This is a genomic window from Bradyrhizobium sp. SBR1B, from assembly GCF_014198205.1.
In the GTDB taxonomy this organism is placed as follows: Bacteria; Pseudomonadota; Alphaproteobacteria; order Rhizobiales; family Xanthobacteraceae; genus Bradyrhizobium.
On sequence record NZ_JACIHC010000001.1, the window covers coordinates 341,756 to 366,427 of the forward strand.

Below are 24,672 nucleotides of genomic sequence, written 5' to 3' on the forward strand. Positions count from 1 at the left end.
ATGAAGGAAGGACGCCCGCGCTCGTTCTACGTGCTCGCGATCTTCTTCGCGGCCTATGTGCTGTTCCTCTACGGCCCGATGCTCGCGATCTATGTGCTGTCGTTCCAGGGGCCGCAGGGCGGCCTCACCTTCCCGATGAATGGCGTGTCGACCTTCTGGATCGCAAAGCTGTTCCAGGGCACCGGCATCGTCGACCTCGGCGCGGCCTTCCGTCGCTCGCTGCTGCTCGGCGTGATCGTGATGATCGTCACCGTCGTGCTGTCGGTCGCCGCCGGCATGGCCTTTCGCAGGAAGTTCCGGGCGCAAAGCATCCTGTTCTACTCGGCGATCGCCAGCCTGATCGTGCCCTCGATTATCACCTCGCTCGGCATCTCACTTGAGTTTCGTATCATCGACGATCTGATCAAGGCGCATTGGAACGAGAATTTCGAGACCTCGATGGGCCTGCTCACATCGGGTCTCGGCGCACACCTGACCTGGACGCTGCCGTTCGGCCTTCTCATCATGTTCGCGATCTTCAACCGCTTCGATCCCCGCCTCGAGGAAGCCGCGCGCGATCTGGGGGCGACGCCGTGGCAGACCTTTCGCCATGTCGTGCTGCCGATCATCCTGCCTTCCGTGATCGGCATCGGCCTGTTCGGCTTCACGCTGTCCTGGGACGAGCTCGCCCGGTCCAGCCAGGCGATCGGGGCGGTGAATACGCTGCCGCTCGATCTGCAGGGCCTGACCACCACGGTGACGAATCCCGACATCTACGCGCTCGGCACCGTGATCTCGGCCGTCTCGTTCACGGTGATCACGCTTGCGCTCGGCACCATCCACATGCTCAACAAGCGGCAGGCGGCGAAGGGTTCGGACGCCGGCAAAGGGCTCGTCTGATCCGATGCGGCTGCACGTCGTCAATCCCAACACCACAGCGTCCATGACGGCGAAGATCGCCGCTGCAGCGCGCAGCATCGCCCTGCCCGGCACGGTGATCGACGCGCGGCAGCCGACGATGGGCCCCGTCTCGATCGAGGGATTTTACGACGAAGCCTTCGCCGTGCCCGGCATGCTCGGCTGCATCCGCGAGGCCGACAGCGATGGTGCGGAGGCCCACATCATCGCCTGCTTCGACGACACCGGCTTGGATGCCGCGCGCGCCGTCGCGAGGGCGCCGGTGATCGGCATTGGAGAGGCCGGCTTCCACATGGCGAGCCTGATCGCTGCGCGCTTTGCCGTGGTGACGACGCTCGGTGTCTCCATCGTGCCGATCGAACATAATTTGCGGAAATACGGCCTCGCTGATCGCTGCGCCCGCGTGCGCGCCGCCGAGGTCCCGGTGCTGGCGCTCGAGGAGCGCAACACGGACGCGCTCGCAAAGATCTCCACCGAGATCACGGCCGCGATCCGCGACGACCGGGCGGAAGCCATCGTGCTCGGCTGTGCCGGCATGGCCGATCTCGCCGCTGAGCTTGCCGCCACGCACGGCCTGCCCGTGATCGACGGCGTCGCCGCAGCGGTGACGCTGGCGGAATCACTGGTGCGGCTGGGCCTGAAGACCTCCCGGCTCGGACCCTATGCGGCACCGCGCGCCAAGACCTATTCTGGGCCGTTTGCGCCGTTTCAACCTTGATTCCCGCGCCAGGGCGGAGCCTTGGAGGCCGCAAGGCCCGCTGATTCCTGGTTTTTTGGCCCTTAGCCTCTTTTTGGTCCCATTCCTTGCGGAAACGTAACACTTTCGGGACGCCCCGGCGACCTCTGGTTGCCGGTCTTCGCCACTCACCAAGTTTCAATTTGGGTTTTGTCAGCGATGATCGATCTCGCCCAGGACACACCGTCGAACCCCCTGCTTCGCCTTGGCGCCCAGCCCATCGCGCTGACCGCCGCTGCGCTCCTGCTCCTGATTGCAGGGGTGACCTCGATCGCGATCTGGCGGGCCTATACCGGCGCCGCACCTGAAGCCGACCGGGTGGTGGCATCGCGGCAGCTCCAGGCCCGCACGGCCCAGGCCTCCGAACAGCTGGTCGAGAAGACCAAGGGGCTGGAGGCGACGCAGCAGGAATCGATCGACCAGCTGCAGGTCGTGCAGGACCAGCTCCAGACGATGAAGCGGCTGATGGCGGCGCAGCAGGCCGACACCAAGCGCCTGTCCGAGCAGGTCGCATCGCTGAACGAGTCCATCGACGGCTTGCGGCAGTCGTTTGCCAGCGCACGGGCGACCGAAGTTGAAACGCCCTCGGTTACCCGCAGGAAACCGGCGCGGCACCGTGCCCACGCCAGCGCGCGAAAGCGCTCGCGCGGCTGAGCGTCCGCCCCGCGGTGGAACTTTTATTTTCGCCACTTGTGAACTGGATCACATTCAGCGGTGTGATTCCGCGCGATGCTCGCCCCTACCGGATGGCGTGAGCCGATTTCAATGTCCGGGGCTGGCAAGGTCGTTGACGGTATACTGCGTCAACGGCCTTGTTTTTTTGTGGGACGCTATTCGCAGACGTCCACGCGGCGGATACGCCAGCCCGCCGGCGTCATGACGCGCTTGCGCGCGACGTAGCAGCCGCCATAACCATCGTTGTAGTCGCCGTAGCCGGTACTATAATAAGTAGGACCGCCGTAATAGGGGTAGCCGTAGCCGTAATAACCGCCATAGTAGCCGGCGCCGGCGATGCCTGCCCCGATCGCAACTCCGGGCCAGAAGCCGCCGCCATGCCAATGGCCGCCATGGCCCCAGCCGCCCCCGCCGTGCCCCCAACCGCCATGTCCTCCGCCGCCATGTCCGAATCCGCCTGCGTGGGCCACGTGCGGCGCCGACAGTCCGACTGCCGCGACGGCCAGCGCCGCCATCATCATCCTGCGTAACATCACTCGATCCTCCGCGTGGACACGCTCCACGCTTCAAAGCAGGATCAAGCTAACGTCCCTCGCGCATTCGGGACAGCCACGCTGTCTCACTTCCGCGCGAGGATCAGCAGCCGCGGCAGATGCTCTTGAGCTTCTTGTCGAGCATCCGATTCTCGGCATTGACGGTGGCATCGGCGCTGCCGCCTGTGCCGCTGCCGGTCGTAACTCCGGAGCCCGGGCCGGATGACTGAGCCGTACCCAGGCTGTTGGTGCCGGGCGGCGGAGCCGGCGAGTTGGCAACACCTCCGCTCGATCCGACGGAGCCTCCAGTCGATCCCGCAGCGCCTCCGGTCGATCCGGTAGAACCGCCGCCCGCCTGCGCGAATGCGACGGCTGGCATCGCCACAAGGGCGAAGATCACCATCATGGTCTTGATTGAGACGGTTGCAGACGATGCGGCCATGAGAATTCTCCTTTACCGGTCAACCGCCGCGGCGAAGGCCGGTTCCGGAACAAATGCCGTCACATCAGCTTGAAAGCGAGGAGGCTCAATCACGATGACCGATCGCGATCCTTTTGCAGAAGGCGAACGCGCCGCGCGCGACAACATCCCGGCCGAAGCCAATCCTTACCTCGGCGGCAGCGACGAGCATGCGCTGTGGGCCGCCGGCCACGAGAAGGTCGCAGGCGCAATCGAAGCGCGCGAATCCGAAGGGCGCTGACGCGGTGCTGCCGTGAGGGCGCGCATAATCGCTAGGCGGCCGCCACCATATTCTCCGTCCGGTCCTCGACCATGGTCACGAACATGTGGGACTCTTCGCTGGCGCCACCGATCTGAACCCGCCGTGCGGAGATGACGCGGCGCCCGCGCGCGGGATTGTCGATGGTATCGATGATCGGCTCGAGCTGCTGTTTCTGCGCGAGCAGCTGCTTGTCGCGCCGCTCGATCAGTTCGGCCGCCTCCGGGGAGAACAATTCCCGCGCGGTCTTGCCGATGATCTCGCCGCGCGACATGCCGATCATCTTCTCGGCCGCCTTGTTGACGAAGACGTAGCGCAGATTGCGCGCATCCTTGGCGATGATGCCCTCGGCCACGTTCTCGATGATGGTGGCGAGGAAGCGCTCCATCCGCTCGAGAATGCGCTCGCGCTGGCGCTGTTCGGTGACGTCCTCCTGCACCGACACCCAGCCGCCGCCGTCCATCGGACGCTCGTAGATCTTGATGATGCGGCCGTCGTTCAGGGCGATCTCGTAGGCCGCCGGTTCGCGCCTGGCGATCCGGTCGAGAACAGCTGCAACATATTTCGCGACGTCGCCGCTGAACAGCCCGCTCTTGACCCGGTGCTGGAGGATATCCTCGAGGGTCGATCCGGCCTGGATCGTCTCGGGCAGATTGTAGATCTGCCGGTAGTTCGAGTTCATCGCGACCACGACCGCCTTGCCGTCGAGCATGATCAGGCCCTGCGGCATGCTGTTGATCGCCGCCGAGAGCTGCCACTTCTTGGCCTGGTACTTGTCGTTGAATTGGTCGCGCTCGGTCCGCGCGGCGTCGCGCGCCTGGGCGGTGCCGAGCTCGAGCTCCTCGAGCTCGAAGATGCGCGCGACGGCGTCGCGGAAGTTCTGCACGGCGCGCGCAAGGCGTCCGATCTCGTCGTGACGGTCGAGATGCGGCACCTCGCTCTTGACGTCGCCTTGCGCGATCCGGTCGGTCGCCTGCGTGATATCGGCCAGGGCGCCGACGATCGAACTGCGCATGACGACGACGTTGAGCGCTGCCAGCATCAAGGCGGCGAGTCCGAGTGCGAACAGATAGGCAGCCGCATAGCGGTTCTCATTGGCGAGTTCGTCCGCCTCGCGGGCGCGCTGCTGGTAGATGCGCTCGAGCGCCTCGATATCGCTGTTGAGCTTGCTGCGCACGGTGCGGTTGGCGTCATTGTCGCCCCATTCGCGCCCCGCGGCCGGGCTGATCTCGATCCCGCGCCGCACCAGCTCCTGACGGAAGTCGATGAATTGCAAGATGCGCTGGCGGAAGCTCGCGAACAGCTCGGCGTCGTCGTCGCCGACGTTCTTCTCCATGCTCTTCACGGCCTCGGCGAGCTCGCGGTTGCGCCGCACCAGCCCGTCCGCGAACGGCTTCATCGCACGACGATCGGCCGACATGTAGATGCCGCGTGATTCCATCACGATGGCATAGATCAGCGCATTGATGCGCCCGACGCCGATCGCCGCCTCGGCGGCGGTGACATGCATGTGGCGATACGTCGTCTGCAAGCGCACGGACTGGACCGACATCACCAGGAGGAAGGTGGTGACGATCGCAAGGAAGGCGGCGATGCTGTAGACCTTCTCGGCGACGGTCAGCGTGTCGGCGCCACGAGCTAGTCTTACGAACTTCTTCAATAGATTGGTTCCGGCACCGAAGCCGGATCCCAGCGCCGTCGCATTCATGGCGCCGCTCCCCCTAGTTGAAAACGCTCGACGATAAGCGTGATCGCGCTAGCGGAGGATTAAAGTACCGGCCTGTATTTTCACGGTACGGAACCGTGCCGCGCGGAGAGGCCGCGCGGACTTCTCACCCGATCCGCTTCAGGCCCTTCTTGAAGCGCGGACCGTTGGCCACGTAAAACCTCGCCGCACTCCCCATCTTCTGCACCTGGGCGTCGTCGAGCGTGCGGATCACGCGCGCCGGCGAGCCGATGATCAGGGAACGTTCGGGAAATTCCTTGCCCTCGGTGATGACGGAACCGGCTCCGACGATGCTGTTGCTGCCGATCTTCGCCCCGTTCATCACGATCGAGCCCATGCCGATCAGCGCGCCCTCCTCGATGGTGCAGCCGTGCAGGATGACATTGTGGCCGACCGTGCAGTTCCGGCCGATGTGAAGCGGAAAGCCGAGATCGGTGTGGCAGGTCGAGCCGTCCTGCACATTGGCGCCCTCGCCGATCTCGATCCACTCATTGTCGCCGCGCAACACCGCGCCAAACCAGACGCTTGCGCCCGGCTTCAGGCGCACGCGACCGATCACGGTGGCGGTCTCGGCGATGAAATAATTGCCGTCGGCGGGAAGGTCGGGCGCCTGCCCGTCGAGCTCGTAGATCGCCATTGGGGGTCTCCTGTCGCGTTGACCACTGGCATAGCCAAACGGCAGCCGCGACGCAAAGGCCCGCGCCGGCAGAGCTCAATGCGCGGGCGTCAGCCCAGAACGCCGGCCGCGCGCAGCGTCATCAGGAAGAAGGTGCCGCTCATCATGCTCCAGAAGCCGGCGATGAGGGTCGCCATCATCACGAACTCGGCGCGGCGGCTTTCCACCCGCATGCCGCGCAGCGTGTTGCGCATGATGATGAAGGGCGCGGCGAACACCAGGAACGGCACCGCAGCGAAGGTCTTCGGCGCCACGCCGTCCTGCAGCAGGCCGAACCCGGCGGGCCGCTGCGCCAGCGCCTGGTATCCGTTCACGAGCGCGCCCGCGAGCGCGAAGCCAATGCAGATCGAGAAGAAGGTGTTGAAAGCTTCAGGTGTCATCGGAACGGTCCGCTCTTACGCAACGCCGAGCATTCCTGTGACAAATGGAGCCGGTTAACGCTACATTATCCTTAAGGGAAGGTTAACGCCGCCGTCCTGTCCACGCAGGGCCGTCCCCGCCCCCCCGCAGCCGGGAACGCTGCGCGAAATCGCCGCCGCGTGGCATATTCGCCGCTGATTCGTCGGCCACCGGCCGACTTCCGGCTCGACCTCGTACAAGCTCATGACGGTGTTTTCGGCAGTTCCCCATAGATCCCCCCGCACGCGCACCTGGGCGCATGCCGTCCCGATCGTGCTCGGCGGCATTGCTGCGGTCTGCGCGGTCGCGCTCGTCGCCTATCTGTTGTGGCCGACCTGGGGCACCCGCGGCGCGAACGCCCCGGACAAGCTGCCGGTGAGCGTCGGCGGCACGCTGTTCAACCTGCCGGTGACGGCGATCCGCATGAAGATCCAGCGGCACTCCGGGCCGCAGGAGCGCATCGATCTCGACTTCCTCTATCCCTCGCTCGAGCCGCCTGGCGCGCCGAAACACGTCACCGCCGACACGGTGGAGGCGGCGGCGCAATCGATCGACCGCATCTTCCTATCGATCACGGCCCATCACGATGCGCTCTCGCCCGAGCAGCGGACAGCCACGATCTATCCGCGCTATCTCGACCAGGCCGCAGCGACGCCCGCGGACGGCCTGACGATGCGGATGTTCCGTGCTGACACGCCATACGGCAGCGAAGATTTCTATTCGGCTGCAAGCCCCGCGCTGACCGCGCGCTGCACCCGCGATGCGTCAACGCCCGGCATGTGCCTGTCCGAGCGCCGCGTCGGCGGCGCCGACCTCACCTTCCGCTTCCCGCGCAGCTGGCTGTCGCAATGGCGCGATGCGGCGGAGGCGATGGACAGGCTGACGGCGCAGCTGCGCGGGCCGAGGGGCTGAGCGCGGCCGCGAGATCGGCTTGCAGGCCGGGCTCAACCCCTCATCGAACCAAATCTCGAAAAACAACCCCATGCACAGTAGCCAAGTCACGGCCGCACTTCGTATTTTTAGATATTCGTTATTTACGAATCAAAGCTTGACCCATCGGGCAAAACCCGTGGGATCTCAAGGCCACATCATCCACACTTGATGCGGGCAGGCTCAATCCTGCCCCTTCCGCGCCCGATAAAGGCTCGGCGTCGTGCCGACCGCCTTGCGGAAGGCGCGGTTGAAATTGGCCTGCGAGGAAAATCCCGCGGCAAAGGCGATATCGACCAGCGGGCGATCGCTGGTCGATAGGAGCCGCTTGGCGAGATCGAGGCGCTGACGGCTGACATATTCGTGCGGTGCAGTTCCGGTCGCCGCCTTGAAGCTGCGGGAGAAATGCGCCGGGCTCATGCAGGCCACCGATGCGAGATCCTTCACGGTGAACTCGCGCTCGACGGATGCGTCGATGAATTCCGTGACGCGCGACAGGCGCCTTGCATCGAGCGGTTTCTGCACGGCATAGGATTGCTTCAGCCGGACTGAACTGGCGGCGTAGCTGTGCACCAGATGGGCGGACAAGGCCCGCCCCAGGCTTTCGATCAAAAGGCGGCCTGTGGAGGTCTCCTGCGCGAGCTCCGCGAGAATGCGGTCCGCGACATGCTCGATGAACATGTCCCGATCGATCGTCTCGTAACGGATGGACATGCCCGAGGGATCGATGTCGAGATCCCTAAGCATGGTGTCGTCGAACGGCTTGCCCGGAAGAAAGAGATGCAGGCATTCCTGCATCTGGTTCTCGACGCGGATGAAGTCTTCGCGGATGCCGGCCGGGCAGAGCCAGACGGTGCCTCTCCTGCCGAAGGTGCGCTGCCGCATGCCAGCGCCTTCGCGGTCGACGACCGAACTGCCGCGCAGCAATATCGCGATCTCGGTATCACGCGGCAATTGCGGAGGGAGATCGCCCGGCTCATGACTCCATCGCTCCGCCAGGAGATGCCCCCACCGCCGGTCGTTGGACGTCTGGAGCATTCTGCCGGTAACATATTTATCGACAGAGTTGCCAAGCATACCCATCGGAAATCTCCGCCAGATCACGCGATGTACGGGTAGAGAGGTATTGCCGGTTCCAGCAATTAGCATGCCAGAGAACCGCCAGGGCGTCCACCGGACGAGAGCAGTCCGGGACAACAACACCGCACGTTTTGAAAAGCCAAGGCGGGTCCGGCCGCCGCATCCTTCGGACCGTCTTGAATCAGGAAGCGGAGAGATCCATGGCGAGGTCCACGGTCATAGGCGCATGCCCCCACGACTGCCCGGACACCTGCTCCATCCTGACCACGGTCGAGGACGGCAAGGCGATTGCCGTCCGCGGCAATCCCGATCACCCGTTCACGCGCGGACGGCTCTGCGTCAAGGTCAACAATTACGAGGAGCGCGTCTACAGCGACAAGCGCATCCTCCATCCGCTGAAGCGGGTCGGCCCGAAGGGCTCCCGGCAATTCCAGCGGATTTCCTGGGACGAAGCCATCGACACCATCGCATCGCGCTGGACCTCCGTGATCGCCGAGCACGGCGCGCAGGCGATCCTGCCATACAGCTATCTGGGCACGCAGGGCATCATCAACGGGTTGAATGTCGGAGATCCCCTCTTCAACAAGCTGGGTGCGACAGTGCTGGAGCGCACGTTCTGCGACTCCGCCTCGTGCACAGCGTACATGATGACGATCGGGCACACGCCCGGCGTCGACCCCGAAAGCTTCGTGCACTCGAAATACATCATCCTGTGGGCCTGCAACACGCTGAGCACGAACTCGCATCACTGGCCGTTCATCGAGCAGGCAAAGAAGGCCGGCGCCAAGCTCGTCGTGATCGATCCCGTCCGCACCCGCACCGCGCGCCTCGCCGACTGGCACATTCCGATCCGGCCCGGCACTGACGCCGCGCTCGCGCTGGCGATGATCCACGTCATCATCAAAGAGAACCTTGTCGATCGCGACTACGTCAACAAATACACCGTTGGCTATGAGGAGCTGGCCGAGCGGGCCGCGACCTACACCCCTGAATTTGCCTCGCAGGAAACTGGCATTCCCGTCGACGACATCCTCAAGCTGGCCAGAGAATTTGCGACCACACCGCCCGCCGTCGTACGCATCGGCGTCGCGGTCGAGCGGCATGCCGGCGGCGGCCAGACCGTGCGTGCGATCGCCTGCCTTCCGGGGCTGATCGGCGCCTGGAAGCATGTCGGTGGCGGCCTGCTCCAGCTGCCAATCTGGGCCTTCCCGGTCAGATGGGACGTGCTGATGCGGCCCGATCTGCAGCCCGAGACAATGCGCGTGCTCAATTCCTGGCGGCTTGGAGCTGCGCTGACCGGCGAGCTCGGCTTCGACCCACCGGTCAAGGCGCTGTTCGTCTACAACGCCAACCCGATGGCGATGGTGAGCGAACAGGCCAAGCTCGAAAAAGGGCTCGAACGCGAGGATCTATTCACCGTCGTCAGCGAGCACTTCCTGACCGACACCGCCAGATATGCCGACATCGTTTTGCCCGCAACCACGCAGCTCGAGCAGAAGGACATCATGTTCTCCTGGGGGCACCTCTACCTCTCCTACAACAACCAGGCGATCGCGCCGCTCGGCGAAGCCGTCTCCAACACCGAGCTGTTCCGCCGCCTGGCGCGCGCAATGGGCATCACCGACCCCACTTTCTTCCGGACCGACGACGAAATCATCGAAGCTTCGCTCGACTGGAGCAGCCCGGTTCTCGAAGGCATCACGCTCGACGGCGTCAAGACCAAGGGCTATGCGCGCCTCAACATGCCGGCGCCCGCCGACTGGGCGCCGCATCGCGAGGGCAATTTCCCGACCGCCTCCGGCAAGTGCGAGTTCAAATCGACGATCGCGGGCGGCGGCAACTTCGTGGTGCCGCTGTTCCGCCAGGGCTACAACGGCGACCAGGATGCCACGCCGGTCGATCCCCTGCCCCACTACATCCCGCCGAACGAGAACCCGCGCACGGCGCCGGTGCTCGCGACGCGCTACCCGCTCAGCCTGATCTCGCCGAAGAGCCACGCCTTCCTGAACTCGAATTACGGCAATCTTCCCGCGCAAACCGCCCAGGCCGGCGAAGAACAGGCGGTGCTTCTCAATCCCGATGATGCCGCACAGCGCGGGATCGTCGCCGGCGCGCCCATTCGCGTGTTCAACGATCGGGGCTCATTCGAAGCCTTTGCGACCGTTTCGTCCGACATCATGCCTGGAGTCGTGGTGGCGCCGTCCGGGTACTGGCAGCGGTCCAATCGCAAGGGCGCGACGGTCCACGTGCTGACGCCGCCGGCGTTCGCCGACCTCGGCCGGGCCCCGACATTCTCCGACATCCTCGTCCAAGTCAGCGGGGCGTGACGATGACTTATGTGGTCACCGACAACTGCCGGGGGTGCCGATACACCGAATGCGTCACGGTGTGTCCCGTCGAGTGTTTTCACCTCGATGAGTCCATGACCTATATCGATCCGGAAAACTGCATCGACTGCGGCGGCTGCGCGCCGGCCTGCCCGGTCGGTGCGATCGAGCCCGACTATCGCCTCGCAGCCGACAAGAAATTCTGGATCGACGTCAACCGCAAGCGCGCCGCCGAAACTCCCGTCATCAGCGCGCGCCTGGTGCCTCTGCCGGGCGCCGACGAACGCCGCCTGGCGCTCGGCCGATGACAGGCGGGACGCGCGTCGCCGTGGTCGGCAGCGGACCGAGCGGCTTCTACACGGCCGAGGCCCTCTTGCGTTCCGGTACATCCGTGACGGTTGACATGTTCGAACGGCTCCCGGTGCCGTACGGGCTGGTGCGGTTCGGCGTGGCGCCCGACCACCCGAAGCTCAAGCAGGTGACGGCAGCGTTCGACCGCATCGCCGCCATGCCCGGCTTTCGCTTCATCGGCGGTGTCACGGTCGGAGACGATGTCACGGTCGACGAGCTGCGTGAGGCCTATGACGCCGTCGTGTTGGCAACGGGCGCCGAACTGAGCCGGCCGCTGGGCATTCCGGGCGAGGCTCTTCCCGGGAGCCACAGCGCCGGCGATTTCGTCGCGTGGTACAACGGACACCCCGATTTCGCCGATCTCAGCTTCAATCTCGACCATGAGGCGGCAATCATCATCGGTCACGGCAATGTCGCACTCGACGTCGCACGCATTCTCGCCAAGACCGCCGACGAGCTGCGACAGACCGACATCGCGCGCCACGCGCTCGAGGTGCTGGGGGCGAGCCGGATTCGCGAGATCTCCATCGTCGGCCGCGGCGGACCGGTGCAGGCCAAATTTAGCGCCAAGGAATTGCGCGATTTCCTCGAATTGAGGTCATGCGACACGCTCGTCGACGACCGCGATGTCACGCCGAAGGACTTCGAACCGCAGCATCCCGCAGATCCGGAGCTGGTCGAGAAGCTGTCGCTGCTGCGCGGATTTTCGCAGCAGACCGCGACCAGGCCGCGCCGCTGTGTCTTTCGATTTGGCTTCTCGCCCCTCGCGATCCACGGACGAGACCGGGTGGAGACCCTCTCGGTGACGCACCGGTCCGGCGCCGTCGAGGACATCGCCGGCGGCCTCGTGTTCGGCAGCGTCGGCCGCAGGACGGCGCCCGTCACCGGCGTGCCCTACGACACACATCGCGGCGTTCATGCCAATGCCAATGGACGTGTCACGAACGGGCATTGCGTGATCGAGGGCCTCTATGCCTGCGGATGGAGCAAGCGCGGTCCGAACGGCACGATCGGCACCAATCGCGGCTGCGGCATCGCCACGGCAGAGGCCGTGCTGGCGGATCTTGCGCATCGGCGAGCGCGCCCGGACACGCCGGATGCGCTGCTGGCACGCGTCGTCGGCCGCGTCACCCGCGTCGTGAGCTATCCGGACTGGATGGTGATCGATACTGCCGAGAAATCCAGGGGAGCCCTGCTCGGCAAGCCGCGGGAAAAATTCGTCACAATCCCCGACATGCTCGCAGCGGTGGGCGCGTAACCCCGGAACCGATCGCGCCACCGGACCGCACTAAAGCGCGATGCGATCAGGATGAATCGTCATCGCGCTTTAGGTTGTTGTTTAAGCATGATCTTTTCGGAAAACCGCTGCGCACTTTTCCGGACCACGCTCGCATCTACTCCTGATCGACGAGATCGTCCTCGAGGATCGCCATCTGGAACTGGAACGAGCGATCGTCGTCCTCGTCGTCGACGAAGAGAACGCCGATGAATTCCTCGCCGATATAGACTTCGGCGGAATCGTCCTTCTTCGGCCGCGGCACGACGCGGATCTTGGGATTGCCGAATACGCGCTTCAAATACGCATCTAACTTTCTGACTTCTTTGACGTCCACGGCAAGTCTCCGATCGAAAATGGTCGGCGGGTTTTAGGACGAGACGCGACGAACCGCCAGCATGAATTGCCAAAGAATTTGGGGACCGAAAGGGCCGGAAATCCGGCCCTTTTCGCCTTCAAAGCCAAGTCTTAAGCCCCAAGTCTCAAAGCCCCATCGCGTTGATCATCTGATCCATCGTGCGCGACGGTTCGGCGCACCCGGCCTCGCCGACGACCTTGGCAGGCACGCCCGCGACGGTGACGTTGTGCGGCACGGGCTTGACCACGACCGAGCCGGCGGCGATGCGCGCGCAATGGCCGATCTCGATGTTGCCGAGGATCTTCGCGCCGGCGCCGATCAACACGCCATGGCGGATCTTCGGATGACGGTCCTCGTTCTCCTTGCCGGTGCCACCGAGCGTGACGCCGTGCAGGATCGAGACGTCGTCCTCGATCACCGCCGTCTCACCGCAGACGAAGCCGGTGGCGTGGTCGAGGAAGATGCCGCGGCCGATGCGCGCGGCGGGATTGATGTCGGTCTGGAACACCGCGGAGGCGCGGCTCTGCAGGTAATACGCAAAATCCTTGCGGCCCTTCAGCCAGAGCCAGTGCGCCAGGCGATGGGTCTGGATGGCGTGAAAGCCCTTGAAGTAGAGCAAGGGATCGATGAAGCGCGAGGTCGCGGGATCGCGATCGTAGACGGCCACGAGATCGGCGCGGAAGGCGTTGCCGAGATCGGGATCGTCGCGCAGCGCCTCGCCATAGGTCTGGCGCACGAGGTCGCCGGACAGCGCGGAGTGATCGAGCCGGTCGGCGACACGGTGGATCACCGAATCTTCCAGGCGGCTGTGATGCAGCACCGTCGAATAGATGAAAGTCGCAAGCTCGGGCTCGCGACGGACGATGTCCTCCGCTTCGCCCCGGATCCGGTCCCAGATCGGATCGAGCGATGCGAGCTTTCCTCCCGGATTGACCTGATGCACTGCCATGGATTTGCTCTTTGGGATTTGCTCTTTCGAGTGGGCTCGTTTTGCCGGCTTTATAGCATAGTGTAGGCGACGAAGTCCTGACCGGCTTGCCTGAGAGTGAACAGCGCCTTGCCCTGCCAAAGCATGCCAAGACATTGAAACACAACAGTTTCTTTCGAAGCCCCCAAGCAGCAAGGTCGGCTCAAAGTGGTCAGAGTTTTGCCAAATTCAAGTCGGGCCGCGTCAAACTATTGGTGAATTCTCTCCCGACCCTTATTGCGAGCATGGTTCGGGGCGAGGACGGGGAACAGATTTGAGCATCACCACCGATCAATTGCGCGCACGCGCCGGGGATACGCTTTGGCTGCGTCTGGCGGCGGTGGCCCTGCCCCTCCTGATGATCGCGCCGGCGTTCTGGAACGGCTACCCACTGTTGCAATGGGATACCGGCGGCTATCTGGCGCGCTGGTACGAGGGCTATCTCGTCCCCAGCCGCTCCACGGTGTTCGGCCTCTATCTGCACTTTGGCGAGAGTTTTGGCTTTTGGATCAACCTCGCGGTCCAGTCGCTGGCAACGCTGTGGCTGTTGCAGCTCACCCTGCGCGTGCTCTCGATGATGCAGACTGTCCGCTTCGTCGCGATCAGCCTTGGCCTGATCCTGTCGACCGCGCTGCCCTGGCTTGCGAGCATGCTGCTCACCGACATCTTTGCAGGACTCTCGGTGCTGTCGCTGTTCCTGCTGGTCGTCGGCGCCAGCCGAACCTCGGTGCTCGAGAAAATCTCGCTGTTCGTCTTCACCGCCTTTGCCGCCGCCACCCACAGCGCCACGCTCGGCGTGCTGCTCGGTCTTTGCGTCGCGGGCTGGATGGTACGGCCGTTTCTCAAGGAGCGCCTTCCGCTGGCCGGATTGGCGCAGGCCAGCCTCACCATCGTTGCGGGCGGGGTGATGCTGGTCTCGGCGAATTATGCGCTGTCCGGCAAGCTGGCCTGGACGCCCGGCGGTTACGGCGTCGCCTTCGGCCGCATGATGCAGGACGGCATCGTCGCGCGCTACCTCAACGACCATTGTCCCCGCGAGCGCTACAAGCTGTGTCCCTATCGCAACGAACTGCCGGCGACGGCAGATGAGTTCCTGTGGGGCAAGAGCATGTTCAACGCGCTCGGCCGCTTTGAAGGCATGAACGAGGAGATGGGTTACATCGTCGTGCAGTCGCTGAAGGATTATCCGGCCTGGCAGGCCGGCGCGGCGCTGCGGGCGATGGGCCAGCAATTGCTGCATGTCGCGACCGGCGAAGGCACCAATGGCTGGATCCCGCACACCCGCGGCATCATCGAACGCTACGTCCCCGCGCAGGCCGGGCCGATGCGCGCCGCGCGGCAGCAGAATTGGCAGCTCGACTTCACCGCAATCAACTGGCTGCACGTGCCGGTGGCGCTGGCCTCGATGCTGGCGCTGGTCGCGCTGCTCGGCCATGCGCTCGCGAACCGCCGGCTGGACGATTTGATGCTGCTGGCGGCGACCGTGACGCTGGCGCTGCTCGGCAACGCTTTCATCTGCGCCGTGATTTCAGGCCCGCACGACCGCTACGGCGCGCGGATGGTGTGGGTCGCCACCTTCGTGGTGCTGATGGCACTGGCGCGGCGGTTTGGCGAAACTGATCCGTCAAGACCGGATCATCGCCACTCCTAGATGGCCCGGGCTTATCTAGTCCGCTTGCGTAACCAAGGCGATGGACGGCATGCCCGCCGCGCTCGACAGCCTGGATCACCTCGCTTTTATCTTCGGCTGCTCTTCGCCTTGCCCGAGAAACGTGTCCGCAAAACCCCGTCCAAGGAGAGCTAGCATGCCCTATGTCACGTCCGCAGACGGCACCCAGATTGCCTACTCCATCGACGGCAGCGGTCCGGCGGTCATCCTTACCACCGGCTCGCTCGATGACGGCAGCGAGAACGCGCGACTTGCAACAGAACTCAGCCGTTGGTTTCGCGTGGTAAATTATGCGCGGCGCGGTCGCGGCGAGAGTGGTGACGGGCGCGAATATTCAGTTGCCCGCGAGATCGAGGACATCGCCGCGCTCATCGACGCGGCGGGGGGCGGCCGTGCTGCGCTCTACGGCGTGTCGACCGGCGGCGCCCTGGCCCTCGAGACGGCTGCCACATTGCGGTCCATCGATGCGGTCGCAGTCTATGAAGTGCCCTACGACCTCGCGCCGGAGACGCCGCAACAGCAGCGGGCCTATGTGGCCGAGCTCGACAGACGACTGTCGGCGGGGCGGCGCGGCGATGCCGTAGCACTGTTCATGGAGCTCGCCGGAAGTTCGGCTGAAGAGATCGCCGGCGCTCGCGCGCATCCGGTCTGGCCGAGTCTCGAGCGAATAGCGCATACGTTGGCCTACGACGCTGCCGTGCTGGGGACGCGCCAAGCCCCGTTGGAACGTTTCGCGCGCCTTCACCAGCCGGTGCTGGTTGCCACGGGCGGCGGCATCCCCCCGTTCGAAGGTGCGGCCGACGCGCTCGCGGACACGATCCCCCGGGCCCGGCGAAAGGTGCTCACCGGTCAGGGCCACGTGGTGGACCCGGCCGTGATGGCAGCAGAACTGAAGGCGTTTTTCGAGGAGGCTAGGCCGGCCACGTCGTCAGAGCCCCGTTAGATCGCTACTTGCACGGCGAGCTTCGCCGCGCTGGTTTTCGAGGGTACGGCATCGATGTCCGCAGTTTGGCCTTTGCTGACGTCCCTGCCCGTCTCGACCTGAGGTCCATAACCGCCCTTAGCGACCTCCGGGATGCTGAAAGGTCATCACCCCGGCCGCCGCCGGCGCCGGAATTCCCGCCTGCTCACAGGAACAAAATTTAATTGATTTAATTTATTTAATATTATTTAATACCGCTCGAGAGAAATGACCATGGCAGACCAGGACGACGACCGACGGGAATTCTTGAAGACCTGCGGAAAGTTCGCCGCCGTGACGCCGCCGACCATCACCCTTTTGCTATCAACGTCCCTCACGTCCAACGCGATTGCACAGTCTGGCGCGGGGGGCGGTCCACCATGACCATCAGCACCATGGCAACAATGGCCCGCGCAACGGCGGCCGCGATGGCAGCCCCAACGGAAGGGCGATAGAGGCCGCTGAGCCGACGCGCGGCCTGCGGAAGGAGACACAATGCAGCCCAGGCGCCGTGACGTAGATTGGCACTTCGCCTCCATGATCGTCTCGTCGATATGGCTAGCGATCTTGGCTGCCGCGCTTATAGCGGTGCTCATCCGAGCGCAATCCTGACCGCCCAGGCCGCGCGAGAGCGAGGATCGCGGGTCCTGGAACCATAGATGGGATATTTCCCGATCGCGCGGAAGGACCGTGAACCTGGGAGAGGCACCAGCTTGCATATTGGATCATTCGATCGACCCAATGCGCGCGATGACCTTCGGGCCCTGTAATGGTCTTCGTGCAACCGCAGCCGCAGACGATGACCGCATCTTCGGCCATCGCACTTGGTTTCGTCGAGCAGCGATCGCTTCGTCGAAAAGGAACAGCCAGAACTTGGCGTTCAACAGCCTATCCGCGTCGGCAAAGAACCCGCGCAACTGAATCCGGTGATAGCCGCCCTTAACAAGAGATTGCCTTCACTTTAGGGGAGGTCGCAGCTTAGCGCTCGCGCCAGGCGCGCATCAACTGATCGGAGAGCGGCTTGACGAGGTACGACATCACCGTGCGCTGGTCGGTCTGAATGAAGGCTTCGACCGGCATGCCGGCGATCAGCTTCAGGTCGCCCAGGCGGGCGATCTCCGCCTCGGGAACTGCGATGCGGGCTACATAGAAGCTCGTCGTGCTCTTTTGGTCGACCGCCACGTCAGCGGACACCTGGCTCACTTCGCCGTTGAGTTGGGGTGTGGTGCGCTGGTTGAAGGCCGTAAAGCGCAACAGCACCGGCTGGCCGACCGACAGACGATCGATCTCATGCGGGGGAATCCGCACCTCCACGACGAGCGCGTCGTGCGTGGGGACGATAAGCATGATCTGCTCGCCGGGGCTGATGACGCCGCCGATGGTGTGCAGCGCCAACTGATGCACGGTGCCGTCCTGCGGCGCGCGAATATCGATGCGTTTGAGCTGGTCCTCGGCGGCAACGCGTTTCTCGACCAGCTCCGAGGTCTTGGCGCGGATCTCGGCGAGATCCTTTCCGACTTCGGTGCGCAGATCCTGATCGATCTGCATGATTTGCAGCGTGGTCTCGGTGATCCGGCCCCTGACTTCGGCGATGGCCGCGACCAGAGCGCCACGTTCGCCATGCAGGCGCACCGCGTCGCGCTCGAGCGTTGTCAGGCGCGTGATCTGTACCAGATTCTTTCGCCACAGGTCGCGCACGCCCAGAAGCTCCTGGTCGATGAAGGTGGTTTCGCGGTCTTTCGCCTGGATCTGCTCGTCGAGCCCGCGGATCTGCTCCCGGAGCTGGCCTATGCGCTCGCTGAGCTGCGCCTTCTTGCCGGTGCGGGCGGCGCGGCGCAACTCGAACAGCTTGCGCTCGCCCACGATCAGTCGATCGACGTCGGGATCGGCGGCACGATCAATGAGGTCGGCGGGAAATTCGAGCCGGTCCTGGCCGTCGCGCTCAGCCTCGAGCCGCGCCCGGCGCGCCGCCTGTTCGTCGAGACTCTTGACGACGATCAGGAGATTGGCCCGCGTCACCGTCTCGTCGAGGCGCACGATCACGTCGCCAGCCGTCACCCGCGCACCCTCGCGAACGTTGAGTTCACCGACCACGCCGCCAGTCGGATGCTGCACCTTCTTGGTGTAGCTGTCGACCACCAGCGTGCCGGAGCCGACGACGGCGCCAGCCAGTTCCGTGGTCGCGGCCCAGCCGCCGGCGCCCCCGGCAAGAATGATGACGCCCACGAGGCCGGCGCGCAGGTGCTGGCGGATCGCGTGCGGAACCTGGTTCACCGGCTCGCGGTTCAAAGGCTCGCTCCTTCGGTTACGACCTTAAGCGGCACTGCCGGCCGCGGCTGCATCATCTTGGCCAGCAGCGCGTCCTTGGGCCCGAACGCCTGCACGCGCCCCTCGGCCATCACGATCAATTGGTCCACGCCAGCGAGCGCACTGGTGCGATGCGCGACGACGATGACAATGCCGCCCCGCGCACGCACGCCGTGGATGGCCTGCGTCAGGGCCTGGTCGCCGTCGGAGTCGAGATTGGAGTTGGGCTCGTCGAGCACCACCAGGAAGGGTTCGCGGTAAAGGGCACGGGCGAGCGCAATGCGCTGCCGCTGCCCGGCAGAGAGCGCCGCGCCGCCTTCGCCGATCGGCGTGTCGTAGCCTTTCGGCAAGCGCAGCACCATCTGGTGCACACCGGCGGCGTTCGCGGCGGCGATCATCGCCTCGGCGTCGGGAACGGGTTCGAAGCGGTTGATATTCTGCGCCACCGTGCCGGCGAACACCTCGACGTCCTGCGGCAGATAGCCGATGTGGCGGCCGAGCGCCTCGGAGCTCCATTGGTCGAGCGCGGCGCCGTCCAGCCGCACCTTGCCACGCGCCGCCCCCCACACACCGACGATGGCACGCACCAGCGACGACTTGCCCGATGCGCTCGGGCCGACGATGCCAACCCCCTGCCCCGGGTTCAACGCGAAGGAGGCTTCCAGCACGACGGCGGTCTGCTCGCCCGGCGGCGCCACGGAGACAGCCTCGACGGCGAGGGTCTTGCACGGCGGCGGCAACGGCGTCTTCTCCTCCTCGGCCGGGAGTTGCGCCCATTGCTGCTGCAGACGTTTCCAGCTTTGCCGGGCCGCGATCAAGCTCTTCCAGTGGGCGATGGCGAGCTCGACCGGCGCGAGCGCGCGCGAGGTGAGAATGGCGCCGGCAATGATGATTCCCGCGGTCGCCTCCTGGATGATGACGAGATAGCCGCCGACGGCCAGCACCGCCGATTGCAGCACCATGCGCAGCACCTTGGAGGCGGAGCCGAAGCCGCCGGCGATGTCGGCGGCGCGCCGCTGGGTGAACATGTAGCTGTCATTGACGTCCGCCCAGCGCGCGGCGAGCCGCCCGCGCATGCCCATGGCCTGCAATACCTCGGCATTCCGCCGGCTCGCTTCGGCGAGAGCGTTGCGTTGCGCGATCTGGCCGGTGACTTCCTTCGTGCGCGCACGCGTCAAGCGGTCGGTGAGAAGGGTCAGGGACACGAGCATCACCGAGCCGATCGATGCCGTGAGCCCGAGCAGCGGATGAAACATGAAGCAGATCGCGAGATAAAACGGGATCCAGGGCAGGTCGAACAGCGCGGTCGGGCCGAGCCCGGAGAGATAGCTGCGCACCTGGTCGAGATCGCGCACCGGCTGCAACCCGTCGCCGCTGGCGCGCGCCCGCAGCGGCCAGCGCGCGACGACGTCGTAGGCGCGCGCCGAGAATGCGCGGTCGAGCCACTCGCCGATGCGGACGAGGATGCGCCCGCGCAGAATGTCGAGGAATGCCTGGAACGAATAGAGCGCGCCGACCAGCGCGGCGAGGCCGATCAGCGTCGGCACGCTGCGGCTCGGCACCACGCGGTCGTAGACTTCGAGCATGAAGAACGAACCGGTCAGGTACAGCACGTTCAACATGGCGGTGATCAGGCCGAGCCCGACCAACACGCCGCGACAGGCGTGAAGCGGCGAGGACATTTGATGCGCGTGAGCTGGCTCGTCGGGTCGCGCAGCTGCCGCCGCGCGCCGCCGCTTCCAGACCAGCCTGATGAAAATGAAGGCCGCCACGGCCAACAGCCCGACGCGGATGGTGAAGCTCGCCAGCTCCTCTGGATAACCGAGGACCTGGCCACACCAGGCGGCAGCAGACCGGGAGAGATGGCCGCACCAGACGGTGACACTATCCGGCATCGAATCTACTCCAGCCCCGTGCGACCGAACAGGTGCCGGCTGCGCGCCAAAGCGGCGTGCAGCCGGCGGCTTGCGATTCAGATCGTGATGACGCCGTTGTGGTTTCCGTCAATCCCGACCGAGAAACTGCTGGAAGCCGTATCCCCGTCGGCATCAGCGATCTGCACGGTGAAGTCGAGCTTCTCGTCGGGCGCCGGCTGCGACTGGATCAGGCTGAACCCGCCGATGTCGAACGTGTTGTTGTCGTTGCCATCGATGCCATCATGGGCGCTGATGTTTTCGATCAGCACGCGGTCGTGGGTCGTTCCGCTCGTCGTCCACTGCACCTTGTCGCCGGTGCTCAGCCCGGTGATGATCAGATTGCCGTCGCCGTCGATCGTCGCTTGCGGTGTAAACTGCAAGTTGCCTGTTTTGACGACGAAGTCGGTGATCGAGAACGACGTGATGTTGACGTGCGTGTCGTTGGTGAGCCCGTCGACGAACCCCGCCCCCGGCTCGTAGGCGGTGCTGAAGGCCGTGATCTTGACGGTGACGGGTCCGACGCCCGGGTTCGTCTGGTTGACGGTAAAGGACGCCGACGTCGCATTGAACAGGGCCTGGAAGTCGATGTTGGCTTCGACATCGGCCTCGTTCTGGTCCAGATTCGGCACGAGGAAGTTCGTGTTCGCGCCAGTCACGTAGGTGATGTACGCGCCTTCAGTGGGATAATTGGCGCTGTCATTGAGCTGGTTGCCGTTGACACCGAACGACGTGGTGCTGCCGGCCTGGCTGATGTTGAGCACGTCCTTGGTCGTGATGTTGCCGCCCTGGGACTGGTTCAGCGGATTCTCTCCAACCACCACGATCTGGGTCGAGGCAGGATCGCCGAAGGTCATGAAGAGATTGCTGCCGGAGGGCGCTCCGGCAAAGCTGAAGCTGACCTCCGCGGGCGGAGGATTCTGCAGGACATCGAAAGTGTAGTTGCCGCCGGACACGGTCAGCTTGAAGAAATCGATGTCGCCCGCGGTGTGTGTGGTGCTGCCATCTACGTCCTTGTAGTAGGTGGCGACAGTATTGCTGTCCGTGAGGGCCCGGAGCAGCGTTGTCTGCGAGACCGTGCCATCCAGGATCGTCAGGCTCGCCGGCGAGCTGGTGATACTGTACGTCGCCGGGTCGTCCACTCCGCCCGCTGCGTTGAGCGTCTTGGTTACGCTGGCGCCGGCAGCAAAGTCCACCTGCCCATCGGCGATGGGCCCGATGGTCGGCCCGTCGTCCTGGAACTGCACGGCATCGCCGATGCCGGTCGAGCTCGTCGCCGTGTCGCCATCGCCGTCGGTAACCGTCACCACCGCCAGCAGCGCGCTCTCGGTGATATTGATCGCCTCATCGTAGCTGGCACCGACTGTCGGATGCTTCAACGAGGCGTATTGCGCCACGCTGACGACACCGCTCGTGCTGTCGATCGCCACCGCGAAGGCTGCGGCTCCGGCGGAACTGCCGATGCGGCCGACCACCAGGCTGCCTTCCTTGAACAGGAAGATGCTGGTGCCGCCGGTCGTGTCGAGGCCGGAATCCACGCCTGCGGCGGACACCGCCAGCGAGAACGCCGTCGTCGCGCTCTCGTTATCGGCACCCGCAGAGCTGCCGGTCGCGCTCACGACGGGGGTGGCATCCTGTGCGTAGCCGGGGCTGAGATCGGTGCTTTTATTGGTGACGCCAGCGAACAAGGCGACAACACCTGCCGCAGTTGTGTCGTCGGCATCCGCGTCGACCCCCGCAGTCTCGTCATGCGCTACCGTCGCCGTGCCCTGCGCGATTCCCGCTGTCGGTCCGTCGTCCTGGAACTGCACGGCATCGCCGATGCCGGTCGAACTCGTCTTCGTGTCGCCGTCGCCATCGGTCACCGTCACCACTGCCAGCAGCGCACTGTCGGTGATGTTGATCGCCTCATCGTAGCTGGCGCCGCCGGTCGGATGCTTCAGCGAGGCATATTGCGCCACGCTCACGACGCCGGTCGAGCTGTTGATTGCCACCGCGAAGGCCGCGGCGCCGGTCTCACCGCCGATGCGGCCGACCACCAGGTTGCCTTCCTTGAACAGGAAGATGCTGGTGCCGTTGGTGGTGTCGAGGCCGGAATCCACCCCTGCGGCGGATACCGCCAGCGAGAAGGCCGTCGTCCCGCCGAACGAGTCGGTGCCATACGAGCTTCCGGTCGCGCTCACGACAGCGGTCGCATCCTGCGCGTAACCGGTCGGGCTGAGGTCGCTGCTGACGTTGGCTACGCCCGCAAACAGCGCCACCACGCCCGCCGCGATGGTGTCATCGGCATCGCCCTGATTGCCCGCGGTCTCGTCATGCGCCACGGTCGGCGCGCCCTGCACGATCCCCGCCGTCGGGCCGTCATCCTCGAAGTGGATGGCCGTGCCGACCACGGCGCTCGCGGCGTTGGAGCTGACAAGGCTGAAGCCGCCGATATCGAAGGTGTTGTTGTCGTTGTCTGGATTGGTATCCGCGTTGCTGATGTTTTCGATCAGGACGCGGTTATGGGTTGCGCTCGTTGTCCACTGCACCGTGTCGCCGCTGCTCAGGCCGGTGACCGTCAATGTGCCGTCGGCGTTTACGGTAGCGGCCGGAGTATATTGCGTATTGCCTGATTTTTTGACGACGTTGATGAAGGAGGCCGATGTGATCGCGATCTGCGTGTCGTTGCTGAGCCCGTCGACGAAATTCACCCCCGTCTCCGCGGCGGTGCTGAAGGCCGTAATCTTGACGGTGACGGGGCCGATGCCCGGATTGGTCTGGTTGACGGTGAAGGAGCCGCCGGTCGCGTTGAAGACGTTCTGGAAGGCGATGTTGGCTTCGACGTCGGCCTCGTTCTGATCGAGGTTCGGCACCAGGAAGTTCGTGTTCGTGCCCGTGACATAGGTGATGTACGCCCCCTCACCAGCGTTGATCTGGTTGCCGTTGACGCCGAACGAGGTGGTGCTGCCGGCCTGGCTGATATTGAGCACGTCCTTGGTCGTGATGTTCCCGCCCTCGGATTGATTGAGCGGGTTCTTGCCAATCACCACGATCTGGGTGGAGTTCGGATCACCGAAGGTCATGAAGAGATTGCTGCCGGACGGCGCTCCGGCGAAGCCGAAATTGATCTGCTCGCTGACCGCGACCTTGAGATGGCTGCCGAGGTCGAGGGAGTCATCGGGGTTGGTGCCATCCAGATGCTGCAGCGCCTCGTATTGAACGCTCCAGATCTTGGCACCGGTCGCGGTCTGCTCGAGATAGACCGCGAAGACGATGACACCCGCAGCCGTCTTGCCGACCACGATGTTGTCGTTCGTGGGGTCCGCCCAAAGGAAGACCTCCTCGCCGTCATTGGTGAAGAGACCGCTCGTGTCACCGTCGAGCGCGCCGCCAGTCGAATCGGTGAAGGCGAGGTTGCCGATCGCGCCCGTGACGCCGCTGATGGTGATAACGTCGCCGCTGCTGACCGCGTGGTTGATCTCCGTGGCCGGAGCGCCCAGTGCCGTCAGCCGACTTGAAAACGCGCTCGGGAGCGTCGTGTTGGTGTCGTCGTTCTGCAGATCAGCGGTTTCGTCGAGAATAACGGTTGTGCCGGTAAGAGTGACTGAAAGTGCCATGAGAAACCTCCTACAAGAGAATAATGGTAGGCTTGCACATCAGAAATTCCTGCGTCAGCTCTTCGGCGTATCGCGAGTTTCGACAACGCCGGCATCATCGGCGGCAAGCCGATCACAGGCTCCTTCTTTCTCTTTCATCGAAGAATTTCCCGCCACCCGGGAGGCAACGCACGCATCACACGACAAAGCAAGACCGCTTCGTCTCTCTGCCAAGTGAGAGAACGAACTTGCAAAACATGCAAAACGGTCGGAAGCGTGCGCCGCCCCGAGCGGCGATCACACCCTGCTGATTGGATATTTCCTGAAGCAAGCAGCGTGCACAAACATGGCCGCCTCCCCAAACAATGAACGTTACTCTGAAGCCCTCTCAATCAATCAGGGCCAACTCTGTTCAAGTGCGTGTGGGCTCGCAATCTCGATTCCTGTCGAGTATTAAATCTCGACGAAAGTAAAAATTTAAACCAATTATTAACAAATGTAAATAGCGGCGCAATGTCGCTCGCGTTCGTGCGAGGAGATCTCGCGGCTCTCTTGATGATCTTCAGGCCTTGCGGCCATCTTGCGCAGCACTCG

General features: G+C 64.4%; 21 protein-coding genes and 1 pseudogene. 11 read left to right on the forward strand and 11 right to left on the reverse strand.

The annotated features are described in order from the left end of the window. The 3 genes from GGD61_RS01830 (at nt 1) to GGD61_RS01840 (ending at nt 2,287) form a co-directional block, all read left to right on the forward strand. Nucleotides 1-879 (forward strand): ABC transporter permease, encoded by an 879-nt coding sequence (locus tag GGD61_RS01830; RefSeq protein WP_092259216.1) that lies wholly within the window; start codon nt 1-3, stop codon nt 877-879. A gap of 4 nt (nt 880-883) precedes the next feature. Next, a complete protein-coding gene (locus tag GGD61_RS01835) occupies nt 884-1,615 on the forward strand; it encodes an aspartate/glutamate racemase family protein (protein ID WP_092259215.1) in 732 nt (243 codons plus the stop codon). Between the two features lie 177 nt (nt 1,616-1,792). Continuing rightward, complete coding sequence (locus GGD61_RS01840) at nt 1,793-2,287, forward strand: hypothetical protein (protein WP_018322110.1); 495 nt, start codon at nt 1,793-1,795, stop codon at nt 2,285-2,287. A gap of 176 nt (nt 2,288-2,463) precedes the next feature. Here the strand turns inward: GGD61_RS01840 and GGD61_RS01845 are convergent, their stop codons facing one another. Both GGD61_RS01845 and GGD61_RS01850 read right to left on the reverse strand, forming a co-directional pair. Next, the gene (locus tag GGD61_RS01845) at nt 2,464-2,841 is read right to left on the reverse strand and encodes a hypothetical protein (RefSeq protein ID WP_092259214.1); all 378 of its coding nucleotides are present in this window, start codon (nt 2,839-2,841) and stop codon (nt 2,464-2,466) included. 103 nt (nt 2,842-2,944) lie between these two features. Beyond that, complete coding sequence (locus GGD61_RS01850) at nt 2,945-3,283, reverse strand: hypothetical protein (RefSeq protein WP_092259213.1); 339 nt, start codon at nt 3,281-3,283, stop codon at nt 2,945-2,947. Nucleotides 3,284-3,377: 94 nt separating this feature from the next. On the opposite strand from GGD61_RS01850, the gene GGD61_RS01855 reads away from it, so the two are divergent. Continuing rightward, a complete protein-coding gene (locus GGD61_RS01855) occupies nt 3,378-3,542 on the forward strand; it encodes a hypothetical protein (protein ID WP_177237229.1) in 165 nt (54 codons plus the stop codon). Between the two features lie 31 nt (nt 3,543-3,573). Here GGD61_RS01855 and GGD61_RS01860 read toward each other — a convergent pair whose 3' ends face one another. The 3 genes from GGD61_RS01860 to GGD61_RS01870 form a co-directional block, all read right to left on the reverse strand. Further along, on the reverse strand, nt 3,574-5,268 hold the full coding sequence (locus GGD61_RS01860) for a PAS-domain containing protein (RefSeq protein WP_092259212.1): 1,695 nt from the start codon (nt 5,266-5,268) through the stop codon (nt 3,574-3,576). A gap of 124 nt (nt 5,269-5,392) precedes the next feature. Then, nucleotides 5,393-5,923, reverse strand: coding sequence for a gamma carbonic anhydrase family protein (locus GGD61_RS01865; protein ID WP_092259211.1), 531 nt, complete (start codon nt 5,921-5,923; stop codon nt 5,393-5,395). Between the two features lie 89 nt (nt 5,924-6,012). Next, nucleotides 6,013-6,342 carry a DUF6949 family protein gene (locus GGD61_RS01870; RefSeq protein WP_018322105.1) on the reverse strand — a complete coding sequence of 110 codons (330 nt, stop codon included), beginning with the start codon at nt 6,340-6,342 and terminating at the stop codon, nt 6,013-6,015. Between the two features lie 223 nt (nt 6,343-6,565). Between GGD61_RS01870 and GGD61_RS01875 the strand changes: the two genes are divergently transcribed. Then, nucleotides 6,566-7,273 (forward strand): hypothetical protein, encoded by a 708-nt coding sequence (locus GGD61_RS01875; RefSeq protein ID WP_092259210.1) that lies wholly within the window; start codon nt 6,566-6,568, stop codon nt 7,271-7,273. 201 nt (nt 7,274-7,474) lie between these two features. Here the strand turns inward: GGD61_RS01875 and GGD61_RS01880 are convergent, their stop codons facing one another. Further along, nucleotides 7,475-8,374 (reverse strand): AraC family transcriptional regulator, encoded by a 900-nt coding sequence (locus GGD61_RS01880; protein ID WP_246785848.1) that lies wholly within the window; start codon nt 8,372-8,374, stop codon nt 7,475-7,477. A 197-nt stretch (nt 8,375-8,571) separates the two neighbouring features. Between GGD61_RS01880 and GGD61_RS01885 the strand changes: the two genes are divergently transcribed. Genes GGD61_RS01885 through GGD61_RS01895 form a run of 3 tightly spaced genes read left to right on the forward strand, consistent with a single transcriptional unit; the run spans nt 8,572 to nt 12,307 of the window. Continuing rightward, nucleotides 8,572-10,698, forward strand: coding sequence for a molybdopterin-dependent oxidoreductase (locus tag GGD61_RS01885; protein WP_092259209.1), 2,127 nt, complete (start codon nt 8,572-8,574; stop codon nt 10,696-10,698). A gap of 2 nt (nt 10,699-10,700) precedes the next feature. After that, nucleotides 10,701-11,006, forward strand: a complete 306-nt coding sequence (locus GGD61_RS01890; protein WP_026202677.1) for a ferredoxin family protein — start codon at nt 10,701-10,703, stop codon at nt 11,004-11,006. Further along, nucleotides 11,003-12,307: an FAD-dependent oxidoreductase gene (locus GGD61_RS01895; protein ID WP_092259208.1), complete on the forward strand. Its 1,305-nt coding sequence runs from the start codon at nt 11,003-11,005 to the stop codon at nt 12,305-12,307. Before GGD61_RS01890 ends, GGD61_RS01895 begins: the two co-directional genes overlap by 4 nt. 136 nt (nt 12,308-12,443) lie before the next feature. Here GGD61_RS01895 and GGD61_RS01900 read toward each other — a convergent pair whose 3' ends face one another. Both GGD61_RS01900 and cysE read right to left on the reverse strand, forming a co-directional pair. Beyond that, nucleotides 12,444-12,662, reverse strand: coding sequence for a DUF3126 family protein (locus tag GGD61_RS01900; RefSeq protein WP_007602550.1), 219 nt, complete (start codon nt 12,660-12,662; stop codon nt 12,444-12,446). A 145-nt stretch (nt 12,663-12,807) separates the two neighbouring features. Further along, nucleotides 12,808-13,632 (reverse strand): serine O-acetyltransferase, encoded by an 825-nt coding sequence (cysE, locus tag GGD61_RS01905; RefSeq protein ID WP_018322099.1) that lies wholly within the window; start codon nt 13,630-13,632, stop codon nt 12,808-12,810. Between the two features lie 292 nt (nt 13,633-13,924). On the opposite strand from cysE, the gene GGD61_RS01910 reads away from it, so the two are divergent. The 3 genes and pseudogenes from GGD61_RS01910 (at nt 13,925) to GGD61_RS41575 (ending at nt 16,800) form a co-directional block, all read left to right on the forward strand. Then, complete coding sequence (locus tag GGD61_RS01910) at nt 13,925-15,301, forward strand: hypothetical protein (RefSeq protein ID WP_177237228.1); 1,377 nt, start codon at nt 13,925-13,927, stop codon at nt 15,299-15,301. A gap of 154 nt (nt 15,302-15,455) precedes the next feature. After that, the gene (locus tag GGD61_RS01915; protein ID WP_092259207.1) at nt 15,456-16,262 is read left to right on the forward strand and encodes an alpha/beta fold hydrolase; all 807 of its coding nucleotides are present in this window, start codon (nt 15,456-15,458) and stop codon (nt 16,260-16,262) included. 246 nt (nt 16,263-16,508) lie between these two features. Beyond that, nucleotides 16,509-16,800, forward strand: a pseudogene (locus tag GGD61_RS41575) (hypothetical protein). A 458-nt stretch (nt 16,801-17,258) separates the two neighbouring features. On the opposite strand, the gene GGD61_RS01920 reads toward GGD61_RS41575, so the two are convergent. From GGD61_RS01920 to GGD61_RS01930, 3 genes are all read right to left on the reverse strand, one after another. Then, nucleotides 17,259-18,569 carry an HlyD family type I secretion periplasmic adaptor subunit gene (locus GGD61_RS01920; protein ID WP_092259205.1) on the reverse strand — a complete coding sequence of 437 codons (1,311 nt, stop codon included), beginning with the start codon at nt 18,567-18,569 and terminating at the stop codon, nt 17,259-17,261. After that, on the reverse strand, nt 18,566-20,269 hold the full coding sequence (locus GGD61_RS01925; protein ID WP_183230327.1) for a type I secretion system permease/ATPase: 1,704 nt from the start codon (nt 20,267-20,269) through the stop codon (nt 18,566-18,568). The genes GGD61_RS01920 and GGD61_RS01925 overlap by 4 nt, the downstream gene beginning before the upstream one ends. Before the next feature lie 290 nt (nt 20,270-20,559). Further along, complete coding sequence (locus GGD61_RS01930; RefSeq protein ID WP_183229954.1) at nt 20,560-24,099, reverse strand: DUF5801 repeats-in-toxin domain-containing protein; 3,540 nt, start codon at nt 24,097-24,099, stop codon at nt 20,560-20,562. Between the last annotated feature and the right edge of the window lie 573 nt (nt 24,100-24,672).